The 13,715-nt window shown below is 57.5% G+C and carries 15 protein-coding genes and 1 pseudogene; 10 read left to right on the forward strand and 6 right to left on the reverse strand.

What is annotated here, in order from left to right:
* Positions 1 to 6 precede the first annotated feature (6 nt).
* The 3 genes from rplI to rpsF are packed head-to-tail and all read right to left on the reverse strand — an operon-like array spanning position 7 to position 1,252.
* Positions 7 to 630: a 50S ribosomal protein L9 gene (gene rplI / locus RA28_RS13725; RefSeq protein WP_039529886.1), complete on the reverse strand. Its 624-nt coding sequence runs from the start codon at positions 628 to 630 to the stop codon at positions 7 to 9.
* Positions 631 to 642: 12 nt separating this feature from the next.
* Positions 643 to 870, reverse strand: coding sequence for a 30S ribosomal protein S18 (gene rpsR / locus RA28_RS13730; RefSeq protein WP_005608650.1), 228 nt, complete (start codon positions 868 to 870; stop codon positions 643 to 645).
* 28 nt (positions 871 to 898) lie between these two features.
* On the reverse strand, positions 899 to 1,252 hold the full coding sequence (gene rpsF, locus RA28_RS13735; protein ID WP_039529890.1) for a 30S ribosomal protein S6: 354 nt from the start codon (positions 1,250 to 1,252) through the stop codon (positions 899 to 901).
* Positions 1,253 to 1,471: 219 nt separating this feature from the next.
* Between rpsF and RA28_RS13740 the strand changes: the two genes are divergently transcribed.
* Both RA28_RS13740 and RA28_RS13745 read left to right on the forward strand, forming a co-directional pair.
* Positions 1,472 to 2,038 (forward strand): hypothetical protein, encoded by a 567-nt coding sequence (locus RA28_RS13740; RefSeq protein WP_241481142.1) that lies wholly within the window; start codon positions 1,472 to 1,474, stop codon positions 2,036 to 2,038.
* A gap of 125 nt (positions 2,039 to 2,163) precedes the next feature.
* Positions 2,164 to 2,736, forward strand: a complete 573-nt coding sequence (locus RA28_RS13745; protein ID WP_039531574.1) for a YceI family protein — start codon at positions 2,164 to 2,166, stop codon at positions 2,734 to 2,736.
* A gap of 59 nt (positions 2,737 to 2,795) precedes the next feature.
* Here the strand turns inward: RA28_RS13745 and RA28_RS13750 are convergent, their stop codons facing one another.
* Positions 2,796 to 4,022, reverse strand: coding sequence for a cytochrome b/b6 domain-containing protein (locus tag RA28_RS13750; RefSeq protein ID WP_039529893.1), 1,227 nt, complete (start codon positions 4,020 to 4,022; stop codon positions 2,796 to 2,798).
* Positions 4,023 to 4,197: 175 nt separating this feature from the next.
* Between RA28_RS13750 and fabD the strand changes: the two genes are divergently transcribed.
* From fabD to mltG, 7 genes are all read left to right on the forward strand, one after another.
* A complete protein-coding gene (gene fabD, locus RA28_RS13755) occupies positions 4,198 to 5,136 on the forward strand; it encodes an ACP S-malonyltransferase (protein ID WP_039531576.1) in 939 nt (312 codons plus the stop codon).
* A 44-nt stretch (positions 5,137 to 5,180) separates the two neighbouring features.
* A complete protein-coding gene (fabG, locus tag RA28_RS13760; protein WP_039529895.1) occupies positions 5,181 to 5,918 on the forward strand; it encodes a 3-oxoacyl-[acyl-carrier-protein] reductase in 738 nt (245 codons plus the stop codon).
* A gap of 210 nt (positions 5,919 to 6,128) precedes the next feature.
* Positions 6,129 to 6,362, forward strand: coding sequence for an acyl carrier protein (locus RA28_RS13765; RefSeq protein WP_039529899.1), 234 nt, complete (start codon positions 6,129 to 6,131; stop codon positions 6,360 to 6,362).
* Positions 6,363 to 6,499: 137 nt separating this feature from the next.
* Positions 6,500 to 7,039, forward strand: a complete 540-nt coding sequence (locus RA28_RS13770; RefSeq protein WP_039529902.1) for a GNAT family N-acetyltransferase — start codon at positions 6,500 to 6,502, stop codon at positions 7,037 to 7,039.
* A gap of 123 nt (positions 7,040 to 7,162) precedes the next feature.
* Entirely contained in the window at positions 7,163 to 7,906 is a 744-nt protein-coding gene (locus tag RA28_RS13775) for a 1-(5-phosphoribosyl)-5-[(5-phosphoribosylamino)methylideneamino]imidazole-4-carboxamide isomerase (protein ID WP_039529905.1), read from the forward strand.
* 197 nt (positions 7,907 to 8,103) lie between these two features.
* The gene (gene fabF / locus RA28_RS13780) at positions 8,104 to 9,369 is read left to right on the forward strand and encodes a beta-ketoacyl-ACP synthase II (protein ID WP_039529908.1); all 1,266 of its coding nucleotides are present in this window, start codon (positions 8,104 to 8,106) and stop codon (positions 9,367 to 9,369) included.
* Positions 9,370 to 10,527 (forward strand): endolytic transglycosylase MltG, encoded by a 1,158-nt coding sequence (gene mltG, locus RA28_RS13785; RefSeq protein WP_039529913.1) that lies wholly within the window; start codon positions 9,370 to 9,372, stop codon positions 10,525 to 10,527.
* A 54-nt stretch (positions 10,528 to 10,581) separates the two neighbouring features.
* Here the strand turns inward: mltG and RA28_RS13790 are convergent, their stop codons facing one another.
* Both RA28_RS13790 and phhA read right to left on the reverse strand, forming a co-directional pair.
* Entirely contained in the window at positions 10,582 to 11,844 is a 1,263-nt protein-coding gene (locus RA28_RS13790; RefSeq protein ID WP_039529917.1) for a DEAD/DEAH box helicase, read from the reverse strand.
* A gap of 321 nt (positions 11,845 to 12,165) precedes the next feature.
* Positions 12,166 to 12,969, reverse strand: a pseudogene (gene phhA, locus RA28_RS13795) (phenylalanine 4-monooxygenase); the annotation flags it as partial.
* 105 nt (positions 12,970 to 13,074) lie between these two features.
* Between phhA and RA28_RS13800 the strand changes: the two are divergent.
* Complete coding sequence (locus RA28_RS13800) at positions 13,075 to 13,542, forward strand: Lrp/AsnC family transcriptional regulator (RefSeq protein WP_039529925.1); 468 nt, start codon at positions 13,075 to 13,077, stop codon at positions 13,540 to 13,542.
* Positions 13,543 to 13,715: the final 173 nt, after the last annotated feature.

Here is a 13,715-nt window from a genome sequence, read left to right on the forward strand (position 1 = left end):
GCGCAATCAGGCTTTGGTTTCGTCTTCTTCTTCAGCCGGCGCTTCTTCGGCGACAAGCTCTTCGTCTTCCGACGCGGCAGAGCCGATGTCGTCGAACAGTTCGGCGATTTCGAATTCAGCAGCGGCCTCTTCTTCAGCGGCCAGTTCCTGAATCGATTTGCCGGATGCCTGCAATTCGGCTTCTTCTTCCGAACGGGCGACGTTCATCTTGATTTCAACTTCTACCTCGGGGTGCAGTTTTACGGCGAGCGAATGCAAACCCAGTTCCTTGATCGGAGCGATCAGGGCGATCTGTTTCTTGTCGACGGTGAAGCCTGCCTCGGTTGCGGCATCTGCGGCGTCACGCGGGGTGACCGAGCCGTACAGGGCACCGGCATCCGATGCCGAGCGAATCACGATGAACTGCTGACCGTCCAGCTTTTCAGCCAGCGCTTCAGCTTCTTTCTTGGTTTCAAGGTTGCGGGCTTCCAGCTGCGCTTTCTGGGCTTCGAACGAGGCGATGTTGGCCTCAGACGCGCTCAGCGCTTTGCCTTGGGGCAGCAGGAAGTTGCGGGCGTAGCCGGACTTGACGTCAACGACGTCGCCCATCTGACCCAGTTTTGCAACGCGTTCCAGAAGGATAACTTGCATGTCAGTCTCTCCTTACTTCACGGCGTAGGGCAGCAGGGCGAGGAAGCGCGCGCGCTTGATAGCACGGGCCAGTTCACGCTGCTTTTTCGCCGAAACGGCGGTGATGCGCGAAGGTACGATCTTGCCACGCTCAGAGATGTAGCGCTGCAGCAGACGGGTGTCTTTGTAGTCGATTTTCGGCGCGTTCTCACCCGAGAACGGGCAGACCTTGCGGCGGCGGAAAAATGGTTTTGCGGCCATGGTTTAGTGTCCTTTTCTCAGGCGTTGATCAGCGGCGCTCGCGGCGGCCTTCGCGCTCGTCGCGCTTCTGCATCTGGACCGAGGGGCCCTCGGCATGCTCGTCGACCTTGATGGTCAGAACGCGCATGACGTCTTCATGCAGGCGCATCAGGCGCTCCATTTCCTGAACGGCGCCAGCGGGGGCGTCGGTCTTCAGGAAGGAATAGTGACCCTTGCGGTTCTTGTTGATCTTGTAAGCCATCGTTTTGACGCCCCAGTACTCGCTGTCGACGACGTTGCCGCCGTTGTCAGCCAGAACGGTGCCGAAATGTTCGACAAGGCTTTCTGCCTGCGCGTTGGACAGATCCTGACGCGCGATCATTACATGCTCATACAGTGGCATGTGCACTCCTGTTTATATCAAGGCGCATTTCAAAGGCGGGGCCGTTCAACCCTTCGCGGCCCTGCCACGAGAGGCTGCGCGATTCATGTGTCTTGCGAAGGATGGCCCCGTATACACGTTTATGGCGGCGGGGCAAGCCCTGCCGCAGATGCCTTTGTGAAGTCGCCCAATTTCCACCGACGCGCCCAATTCCTGACGCTTTTCGACCCGAGGTTGTTCATGAAGCCGGCAACACCCGGTACACCAAAAAACAGACAGGGCGAGACAATGGCCGTGATGAATACGAATACTTTCGAACAAACAGCATCCAAGGCTGCTTTTGACAAATCCGTACCCGTTCTGATCACTTTTGCGCCGAACTGGAAGGCCCGTATGGTGCTGGTCAGAATGCTGGGCGCTTTTCTGGTCGTTTCGGCCTTTTCAATGTGGTTGATGCCCGGTTCCGTAATGGGTGCCGAAGTTTGGCCGATCAAACTGGTTGCGTCCTTGATGTTCCTGATCGGTGGCGTAAGCCTTCTGACAATCGAAGTCATGGACAGCCGTCCTGACGCTTACTTTGATCCGATCCGCCGTGAAGTTCGCATTTTGCAGAAGAACGCCAACGGTCGGCCACAGACAGTTCTGCGTCGCAGCTACGAGTCGCTGGGCGGCGCCCGCTTCGAAGACGACCAGGTCGAGCTTTTCGATGTGGACGGAAGCCTGCTTATGAAGCTGCCGCTGGAATCGGCGGATGTCAGCCGAGCGCTGAAAGGGCAACTCAGCCAAAACGTAACAATTTTCGGCTGAATTTTATTCTGTTCAAAAAGGAACAGAGTTTGTGAATCAAAAAAACTTGTGTGCCGCCCTTGGGCGGCACATTTTTGTTTGTGAGCATCCCCATCGGGCTGCACCCCAACATTGCGGAGACTGTTATGAAATCCACCATTCTTGCAGCTGTACTGGCCGTTTCAGCGACCTCGGCCTTCGCCAGCGCCGAGAAATACATTCTGGACCCAAGTCACAGCCAGGTCATTTTCAACTATGACCACCTTGGCTATTCCACGACCTATGGCATGTTCTCGGGCTTCGAAGGCGAAATCATGTTCGACCAGGAAGACCCCGCTGCTTCGAGCGTGAGTGTGTCGATGCCCGTTATCGAAATGATCACCGGTTGGAAACCGCGAGGAGATCACTTCATGACCGAGGATTTCTTTGGTGCCGCCGAGGGTGATCTGATCACATTCACGTCGACCGGAATCGAAGTTACCGGTGAAAACACGGCGAATATCACAGGTGATCTGACGATGAACGGTGTGACCAAATCCGTTGTTCTGAACGCCAAACTGAACCAGGCCGGCGATCATCCGATGGCGAACAAGCCTTGGGCAGGGTTCGATGCGACGACCACGTTGGTTCGCAGTGAATTTGATCTGGGCCAGTTTGCGCCGTTTGTCAGCGACGAGGTCGAAGTCAGGATTTCGATCGAGGCGCAGAAAGCCGACTAAGCGGCGAGCGGTGTTTTGCGATGAAGCCGCCGGGGTTTGCTGACCCCGGCGGCTTTTCTTTATTCTCTTCGGGTCGCTGTCAGTTCGACAGTGACTTGCACGCCAAAGCCCAGCGAGTCTTCGGTTGGCTGCGACGTGCCGACGTCAAAATCCATTCGATTGAGGTCGACAGTGCCAGCCATTGTGGCGTCGTCGTCCTGCAGTTCCAGCGAAAAGGGCAGAACGATATCAATTGTTTTGTCGCGGATCGTCAGAGGGCCACGCGCCTCGTAGCCTAAGTCTGTTTTGTAGATGTCGGCGTCGAATTGTGCGGTTGGAAACTGACCGCTGTCAAAGAAATCTGCGCCCATCGCCTGGTCTGTGACGGTTCCGATGCTAAGAGAGCCTATCGCAATCTCGACATCCACCGTGCCAGCCAAACCCGGCTCTGCTGGCTCATCAAAGTCGATGGCGGCGGTCCAGTCTGCGAACGTGCCGGTAACCGGGCTGCCCAACTGAGCGATCGTAATCGACAATGTGCCGTCCTGCACTTGCCATTGCGACTGAACTTCGGCGAGTTCGGCGGTATCCGTGCTGGCCGCTGAGTGGTGTGAGAACGCTCCGGCATACCACCCGCCTGCCAACACGGCGACCCAGACCACCAAGGCTGCTGCGGCCGGAACTGGCGAGTGATGTTGTGCGGGCGGTTCAGGCGCGTCCGAGCGGCCGGGCAACATGCGACGCAACGTGCTGTCGTTGTCGATGACGTGATGTTTCAATGCGCCTGCGATGTGCAGGCCCAGCGAACCGGCAAGAACCAGAATGAAAAGCCAATGCAGGCTGGCAGTCAGTTCCGCCAGTTCAGGAGATTTTGGCACCAAAGGCAGGTTCTGCCCAAATGGCCATAGGATCGGCGCGAAGCCTTCGGCGGCGGCATGATGAACCCAACCGGACAAAGGTACCAGAACCAGCGAGCCATACAGCAACCAGTGAACGGTTTCGGCCGCAAATGCCTCGGGTTTGTTTTCGGCGTTCAAGAGGCCGGGTTTGGTTTGGGTTGCAGCCCAGAGTATCCGGGCCAGCGCCACGAAGAAAACAGCAATCCCAACCGTTTTGTGCAGCGAGAACAGGCGTGCGGCCTGCGCGATGTCCGCCTCGGTCGTGGGGATGGACGGATCGTAGATGGCGTGTGCCAGATTATTGGCAAACCAACCCAATGGCAGGGCAGTGAAAATCAGCAGAGCAGTAAGCCAGTGAAAACTCTTGGTCACACTGCCGTAGCTTGAGAAGGAATTGGTCGCGGCCATCGGTCGAACACTCCGGGATTTGGTTGGCTGTGCCCAACCTAAAGAGAGTGGCCGCAGACTCAACAGCACGAAACGCACATTGACGGTGCCCAGATGCAGAACGCATGCAATGCTTGTGCCGCGTGGCTTGTCAGTTTACACCCCGCCGCAATCAAATGTCATCCATGAGGTTGCAATGACACGCGCGTTCGTTTTCCCAGGGCAAGGCGCCCAGACCATCGGAATGGGTAGGGCTCTGGCCGAGGCGTACCCCGCGGCGCAAGCCGTTTTCGATGAGGTCGACGATGCGTTGGGGGAAAAGCTGAGCGCCCTTGTGTGGGACGGCGACATTGCGGAACTTACGCTGACCCAGAATGCGCAACCGGCGTTGATGGCGACGTCAATGGCGGCGATGCGCGCGTTGGAGGCAGAGGGCGTTTCTGTCACAGATGCCGCATTTGTTGCCGGGCATTCGTTGGGTGAATATTCAGCTTTGGCGGCGGTCGGTGCACTCAGTGTCGCCGATACGGCCCGCTTGCTTCGGACGCGCGGTCAGGCAATGCAGAGCGCGGTTCCCGTGGGCGAGGGGGCCATGGCCGCTATCCTCGGGCTCGATCTGGATGCTGTTCGCACAGTCGCGGAAGAGGCGGCCCAAGGCGAGGTCTGCCAAGCCGCCAACGACAACGATCCGACGCAGGTGGTCGTGTCCGGTTCCAAGGCAGCCGTTGAACGTGCAGCAGAGATAGCAAAGGAAAAGGGTGCCAAACGCGCAGTTATGTTGCCCGTAAGTGCTCCATTTCACTGTGCGCTGATGCAGCCTGCGGCAGATGTCATGGCACAGGCTTTGGCTGAAGTGGACATAAATTCGCCTGCCGTGCCGTTGGTCGCAAATGTGCGTGCCGAAGCGGTCAGCGACCCGGATCTGATCCGGCAATTGTTGATCGAACAGGTAACCGGGTCCGTCCGGTGGCGCGAAAGCGTACAATACATGGCCGCGCATGGCGTGACCGAAACGTGGGAAATCGGCGCGGGCAAGGCTTTGTCCGGGATGATCCGGAAAATTGACCGCGAGATTGCGGGCAAGGCGGTTGGAACACCGGAAGACGTACAAAAGGTCCTGCAGGCCGAATCGTAAGAAAAACATGCGTCCCGCAAGGGGCGCTGGACGAGGAAAACAGAATGTTTGATTTGACTGGTAAGAATGCTCTGATCACCGGCGCTTCGGGCGGCATCGGCGGCGACATTGCGCGGGCTTTGCACGGCGCCGGGGCAGCGGTTGGGCTGTCCGGAACACGCGTGGAACCGCTTCAGGCGCTTGCGGATGAGTTGGGTGAACGCGCCTACGTCCTGCCGTGCAACCTGAGTGACCCCGAAGCCGTTGAAGCGCTTCCGAAACAGGCCGCAGAGGCGATGGGATCGGTGGATATTCTTGTCAACAATGCAGGTATCACGCGGGACAATTTGTTCATGCGCATGTCTGACGAAGAATGGCAGAGTGTGATTGACGTCAACATGACCTCGACGATGAAACTGTGCAAAGGCGTCATCCGCGGCATGATGAAATCACGTTGGGGCCGGATTGTGAATGTTTCGTCTGTTGTTGCCGCAATCGGCAATCCGGGTCAGGCCAACTATGCCGCGTCAAAGGCTGGCATGATCGGCTTTTCCAAGGCGCTGGCGCATGAGGTGGCAACCCGTGGGATCACCGTGAATGCAGTTGCTCCGGGGTTCATTACCACAGCGATGACGGAAAAGCTCACCGACGAGCAACGCAAAGGCCTGCTGCTTAAAGTACCGGCCGGGCGCATGGGTGATCCGGAAGAAATCGCCGCCGCGGTGTTGTATCTCGCCAGCCCCGAAGCTGGCTATGTCACCGGAAGCACCTTGCATGTGAACGGCGGCATGGCCATGTTGTAGGCGCAATTGGGGGCGGGCGCGAAAGCGTTTGCCTTGCGCGTTGTCTGTGCTATAGGCGGCGCACATGCTTAGGGACCGGTCAGGTTGACCGGTTCTCTTGTTTCCCGGGTAGCCGGGACCCAAACCGCCCGGAAAGGGCAAATCAAGGCCACCCCGCGCGGGCATGGGCAGAACCGGGCAGACCGCCCTGAAAAGGAATGAGGAATAGACATGAGCGACGTCGCAGATCGCGTAAAAAAGATCGTTGTTGAGCACCTGGGTGTAGAAGAAGACAAGGTAGCCGAAAACGCTTCCTTCATCGATGATCTGGGTGCGGACAGCCTGGACACCGTTGAACTGGTTATGGCCTTCGAAGAAGAGTTCGGCATCGAAATTCCCGATGACGCAGCCGAAACCATCCAAACCTTTGGCGACGCCGTCAAGTTCATCACCGAAGCGTCCTGATCGCTTTGAATTCATAAAAAACGGCGCTTCCGGGCAACGGAGGCGCCGTTTTTTTGTGTTTTGCCCAATTTCACGCTTGCGTGCTGCAAAAGGTGTTCGCACTTTTGTCTCGAGGCACATTCCGAGCGGGCAAGGGCATGATAAGATCCACCCCGATGATCAACACGGCGCGATTGACGCTGTGTGCAATGCGACCCGAGGACTTTGATCGGTTTGCAGAGATTTGGCGCGACCCCGAGGTCGTCCGCCATGTTGGCGGGACGCCGCGTACGCGGGGTGAGGCTTGGGACTCGTTTCTGCGCAATGCTGGCCATTGGCAAATGACCGGCTTTGGGCAATGGGCCGTGGTGCTTCAGTCGAATCGCAAATTGATTGGTCAGGCCGGGTTCTTTTTCGGGAACCGGAGTCTTGGGTCCGATTTTGACTCGTTCCCCGAGGCCGGTTGGGTCCTGGCACCCGAAGGCCAGGGCCAAGGGTATGGATTTGAAGCCGCCCAAGCGGCGCATGACTGGTTTGATCGCGTGATCCCCGGACCGCTGGTCGCGTTGATTGACGCGGGCAATACCGTTTCGCAAAAGCTGGCAGCCAAGCTTGGCTATTCGCTGCTGCGTGAGGCGGAATACCGCGACACTCCTGTGCATTTGTTTCGAAGAAACGGGCCACCGGCGCGGGTGTGAAACGCGTTTATCTTTGCGATGCCGCAAATCGACCGTTGGATGCCGAAACTGGTGGAATCACCGGTTCGGTCGCAGTGTATGTTATCATGGATTTCCAGAGCGATTGAGCGGAGGAGCAAGCTCATGAGGATTTACCCCACGATGGAATTGCAGAACGGTCGTTGTGTCACATTGGACAAAGGCCGTTTAAACGATGCGATGATTTGGCATGTGGATCCTGTCGAAACGGCGCGCAGCTGGGCCGCTGCCGGTGCCGAGTGGATGCACCTGACCGACTTTGACGCAATCGAGGGACGCGACACCAATGCCGCGCTGGTCGAAGAAATCATTCGCAGCGCAGAGATTCCCGTGCAACTGGCAGGCGGCATGCGGACCCGCGAACAGGTCACGCATTGGATTGACAAAGGCGCCGGGCGCATTGTCATCGGTACTTTGGCCGCATGGGACCCGAATCTGGTCAAGGAATTGGCAAAGCTCTACCCCGATCAGATCGTTTTGGCTGTGGATGTCTGGCAAGGTCTGGTCATGACGGAAGGCTGGCGCACCCAAAGCGCCTTTACTCCGGAAGCTTTCATTGACGCTTTTGCGGGCATTCCATTCGCTGCGATCCTGATCACTGACATCGACAGTGACATGGAAGACGTCGAGGCGCAGCTTGGTCTGATCTCGGGGTTGGCACAGCATTCCCGGACACCGATTGTTGCAAGCGGGGTTGTGCGTAAAGCGGATGATGTTTCACGCCTTGCCTACATCCCCAACATCGCTGGGGCGCTGGTCGGGCGTGCGTTGTTCCGTAAAACGGTGGATCTGAAAGAGGCGCTGGATATGGCGCAGGCCGCGCATGAGCCTGTGGCGCAGTTCCAGTAATTCGGTCTAATGCTCGGCAAAACCGCCCCGACGCCGAACGCAACGGGGCGGTTCATTGATTTCCAACATCGATTTTTCAAGTTTGCACAAAAATTGGCGGCGGGATGCCGACGCGGAACATGCCGTTGCTCTTGCCCCCGGCCCCCGGGGCGGGGTATGCACGGTTCTCATAACAGGAAGCAGGCAAGAGGCACTTCATGCGCAGAGTCGTTGTAACCGGTCTGGGATTGGTCACTCCGTTGGCCAGCGGAGTAGAAGAAACCTGGTCGCGGCTGTTGGACGGAGAATCCGGCGCGGGCCCGATCACGCTGTTTGATGCCGAAGCAAGCGGGGTCACTACGACCTATGCATGTGAGGTTCCACGCGGTGATGGCAGCAATGGGACATTCAATCCGGATGATTGGATGGCCCCGAAAGAGCAGCGAAAAATCGAGGATTTCATCCTTTATTCCATCGCCGCAGCCGAGATGGCCTGTAAGGATGCGAACTGGCTGCCCGAGGGTGAAGATGAACGTGAGCGGACCGGTGTTTTGATCGGATCCGGTATTGGTGGACTGGGTTCGATTGCGGATACGGCCAATTTGATCCGCGACAAAGGCCCGCGTCGTGTTTCGCCGTTCTTTATCCCCGGTGCGCTGATCAATCTGGCGTCGGGTCAAGTATCTATCCGGTTTGGGTTCAAGGGCCCAAACCATTCGGTTGTGACGGCCTGTTCGACCGGTGCGCATGCGATTGGCGATGCCAGCCGTATCATCCGCGCGGGTGATGCGGATGTGATGATCGCTGGCGGTGGCGAAGGGTGCATCTGCGAAATCGGGATTGCCGGGTTCAACGCCTGCAAAGCGTTGTCGACCAAATACGCTGACAATCCAAAGGCAGCCAGCCGCCCCTATGACGTTGATCGCGATGGCTTTGTCATGGGCGAGGGCGCAGGCATTGTCGTACTGGAGGACTACGAACACGCCAAGGCGCGTGGGGCGAAGATTTACGCCGAGGTTCTGGGCTATGGCATGTCCGGCGACGCCTACCACATCACAGCGCCTTCCGAGGATGGCGATGGCGCGGAACGCTCGATGAAGGCCGCATTGCGCAGCGCGGGATTGGAACCAAAGGATCTGGATTACATCAACGCGCACGGCACGTCGACCATGGCCGATACCATCGAGTTGGGCGCCGTGGAGCGTTTGCTTGGTGAACATGCTGGAAACGCGACGATGACGTCGACCAAGTCCGCGACCGGTCACCTTTTGGGAGCCGCCGGTGCGATCGAGGCGATCTTTTCGATCCTTGCCATTCGTGATCAGGTGGCTCCACCGACCATCAATCTGGACAATCCGGCTGTTGAAACGCCGATCGACCTGGCTCCGAACGAGAAACGTGAGCGTGAAATCAACGTGGCACTGTCAAATTCGTTCGGATTTGGTGGCACCAATGCAAGCGTGATCTTCGGAAAGGCCAGTTAAATGTGGCGCGCACTGGCTTCGAACATGCTGACCATTCTGGTGGTCGGCCTGTTTCTGATGGGCGGTCTGATCCTTTGGGGGCAATCCCAGTACAAGTCGGACGGCCCGCTTGAAACCGCCATTTGTCTGCGTGTGGAAAGCGGGTCAAACATGACCCGCGTCAGTCGCGAGCTTGAGGACCAAGGCGCGGTCAGCAGCGCGACGCTGTTCCGGATGGCCGCGGACTATACCGACAAGTCTCAGCAGTTGAAGGCGGGCAGCTTTCTGGTGCGCGAAGGCGCGTCGATGGAGCAGATCATCGACGACATCACCAAAAGCGGCGCAAGCACCTGCGGGACCGAGATTGAGTACCGCATCGGTGTGACCCGCACGCAGGCGCGGGTGCGAGAGCTGGATCCGGCGACGTTGGACTTTGTCGACATTGCCGAGTTCGAAGTGGGCACCGATGACACCCCGGACGTCTATGGACAAAAGCGAAATGAAGCTGACACCCGGTATCGCATCTCGCTGGCCGAAGGTGTCACAAGTTGGCAGGTCGTTGAGGCATTGAAATCCGCGGATTTCCTGGGCGGTGAAGTCGCAGAGATACCTGCCGAAGGTATGTTGGCCCCCGACAGTTACGAGGTTTCTTCCGGCGATGACCGAAACGCGGTTTTGAACGACATGCAGGAGAAACAGCAGCTGCGTATCAACGCGGTTTGGGAAGCGCGGCAGGACGGGTTGCCCTTGGAGAACCCGGAAGAGATGCTGATCCTCGCCTCGATCATCGAAAAGGAAACCGGTGTTCCGGAAGAACGCGGGCAGGTGGCCAGTGTCTTTGTAAACCGCCTGAATCAGGGTATGAAACTGCAAACGGACCCGACTGTGATCTATGGTGTCACCAAGGGGCGCGGTGCGCTGGGTCGTGGGTTGCGTCGCAGTGAGCTAAACCGGCCAACGCCATGGAATACATACCAGATCGATGGATTGCCGCCGACTCCGATTGCAAATCCGGGCCTTGCCAGCCTTGAGGCTGCTGTCGCACCGGACAACACTGATTTTGTGTTCTTTGTAGCAGACGGGACCGGAGGCCATGCTTTCGCAGAGACGCTGCAGGAGCATAATCGCAACGTTGCGAAGTGGCGCGAGATCGAGGCTGAGCGAAACTCGGGCAACTGAGTATCGCGGGTCGAAAGGAAACGGCGGGCTTGAGGCCCGCCGTTTCTTTTTAGTTCAAGCTGCGGGTCGCCGACGGGGACGCCGACGCCTGTGCCCTTGCGGTTTGGCGCTGTTGGCGTTGTGGTGTGGTTTTGGTCCACGACGTCGTTGGTTCGAGCGGCGGGCCGGCTTCTTGGGCTCTGCAAATTCCGGCATTTCACCGCTGGCGACGGGAATCTCGATCTTCATCAGTTTCTGGATTTGACGCAGCTGATCGACCTCGTCTGGGGCGCAGAAGGCGATCGCCTCACCCTCGCGACCCGCTCGGGCGGTTCTGCCAATGCGATGGACATAGTTGTCTGGTACTTCGGGCAGGTCGTAATTGACGACGTAAGCCACGCCGGGGATGTCGATCCCGCGCGCCGCAACGTCAGTTGCCACCAGCACGTTGACCTCTCCGGCGCGAAAGGCCTTGATGGCGCGATCACGCTGACCCTGGCTTTTGTTGCCATGGATCGAAGCTGCGTTGAAGCCGTCCGCGACTAGACCTTTCATCAACTTTTCCGCGCCGTGTTTGGTTCGCGAGAAAACCAGGGTCAGTGCTTCCGGATCCGCCGACAGAAGTTCGCGCAATTTACCCGGTTTTTCAGGGCGGCTGAGGAAGTGAACCGACTGGGTAATCTTGTCCGCGGCTTTGCCGGGAGGCGCGACTTGGACGCGTTGCGGGTTGTTCAGATAGGCTTGGCTGAGCTCTTCCATTTGCTTTGGCATGGTCGCAGAGAACAGCATCGTCTGGCGGGGTGTCCCAAGCGCGGGTGCGATTTTGCGCAGCGCGTGGATGAAGCCGAGGTCCAGCATTTGGTCGGCTTCATCCAATACCAGATGACGAACCGAGCTGAGGTCGACGGCCTTCCGCTCCATCAGGTCGATCAGGCGACCGGGGGTGGCGACAAGGATGTCGGTGCCACGCGACAGGAACATGATCTGCTTGTTGATCGATTGTCCGCCAACCACTGTCGCAACCCGCAGTTTTGTCTTTGTCGTCAGATTGCGAAGATTGTCCGCAATCTGGTTGACGAGTTCTCGGGTCGGGGCAAGGATCAACGCCTTGACCGTTTTGGGGGCCGGTTTGCCCGGTTGCGCAAGCAGATGATCAATCAGAGGCAAACCAAATGCTAGCGTTTTGCCGGTGCCGGTTTGCGCCAAACCCAGAACATCGTGGCCGTTCAGAGCCAGCGGAATCGCCTGGTTTTGAATCGGCGTGGGTTGCGTGAAGTTGGCGCGTTTGAGCGCATCGTTCAAAGCCGGCGCAAGGCCGAGCATGTCGAAATCGAACACTTATCAATCCTTTTGGGTCCGGGACGCGCATTCGCCACGGAAAACGAGAGGGCACGCTTGTGGCGCACCTTGGGTGGGTTCTGCGAAGCCTCGGGACGTATCGGCGATTCCGCTACGTCTGGCCGTCGCATCAAGAACCCTGCGTGAAGGGGAACTGGAGAGAGTTTGGCGCTTTGGGATCGGGACCAGCCCGAAAAAGTCACGCATCAGCGCCGTGGTTTTCGGGGCTGATGCGCCTTCGCGGGCAGTTTGTCAAGCGGCGGTTCACATAAAGGATGGAAATACCGCTGATTAGCGTGAAAACACCGTTGGGCCCTCAGGTTATTCGGCGGCGGTCATCTTTGGTGGGAACTTGTTTGGTAAAAGACCCAACGCGCGCGCTTGCCTTATGTCGGACAAGAGATCACGTTCTGCCGCGGCAAACAGTTCTTCCGTATCATCCAAGACAAAATACCCCATCTGGTGCATGTCGATCCTATACGGCGTGCGCAGGATGGTCAGAATGTCGAATGGATCCCGACCGGGAACATTACTGGTCACTGAATAGACAAGCTCTGTCGGAGATGATGCAAGACCGGACCCGAGCGCCTTGATCTGTCCGTCCTGTCGGCGCAATCCAAATTCTATCGAGAACCAATAAAGCCGGATCAGCCACGCGTAGTCTGATGCCTCAGCGCGGGCGCCGGCCTTGCCGATCGCATGGCTGAATGCCGCGAAGCGGGGATCGCTGAGCAACGGAGTATGCCCGAAAATCTCGTGAAAGATGTCAGGTTCTTCTATGTAGTCAAAGTCTTCCCGGGACCGGATGAAAGAGGCTGCAGGAAAAATCCGATCTGCCAGCATGCCGAAGAATTGTTTGAAGCCGATCAAGGCGGGCACAGGTTGTACACGCCAACCTGTCATGTCCAACAGGCGTTCAGAGATGTCCGCGCAGGACGGAACTTGATGCTTCGGCAGGTCCAAACGGGCCAGCCCGTCCAGATATTCGTCGGCCATGTAATTGTGAATGTTCTGCTCTTGCGCCGCGTAGAGATCTGCCCAAACTGCATCTTCTTCAGCTGAGTAATCTATGTGGCCTCGGGCATCGGCCTTTTTCGCGGTGTATTTGGTCGACTTGGGCATTACTGATCTCCTTCTGCGACCATGTTATTCGCTTTCTTATGCAGTTTTCGTTTGAATTTCGCTGATTTTGCTGGAAAATTGAAAAATATGTTTCGGAAATGATGAAATATGAAAGAAAACCTTCAACCTCCTGATATTGCAATCCTGCGAGAGCTTCAGATCAGCGGGCGGCTTTCGATGCAGGAACTGGGCGAGCGGACAGGCCTGTCAGCGTCGCAATGCTGGCGGCGGGTCCGCGATCTGGAGGCTGCGGGCGTAGTGTCTGGGTATCGCGCTCAGGTCGCCGCCAAAGCCGTGGGTTTGAATGCCATTGCCTATGTTCACGTCGCGCTACGCGATCATCAGGAGGAGAGCATCACGTCCTTCCTGCGCTTGGTCGAAACGGAACCACAGATTGTCGAGTGTGCCTCGATCACTGGTGACCATGACTTCATTCTCAAGGTTTACGCAAAGACGCCGGAAGATCTTGAAAACTTCATAATGCAGCGGCTTTTGAAATCGGGTCTGGTGCGCGATACCCGCAGCAATTTTGTGCTTCGACAGAACAAAACACGCGGCCCGTTGCCGATCATGTGATCTTAAGAAAATATTACGATTACAGCACGTTGCCCGTTGCGGAGTGTTGCGTGAAACGTTGACTTGGCGTGCGATTTTCCGTATAGGTTGTGGCATGCTAGAAGAAGTGGGCAACGGCCCCGGGGCGACCCGGTGGCCGTTTTTCGTTTCTCTCGTGCGGAGAAAACTCACGC

This window comes from Ruegeria sp. ANG-S4 (assembly GCF_000814005.1).
Classification (GTDB): Bacteria; Pseudomonadota; Alphaproteobacteria; order Rhodobacterales; family Rhodobacteraceae; genus Ruegeria.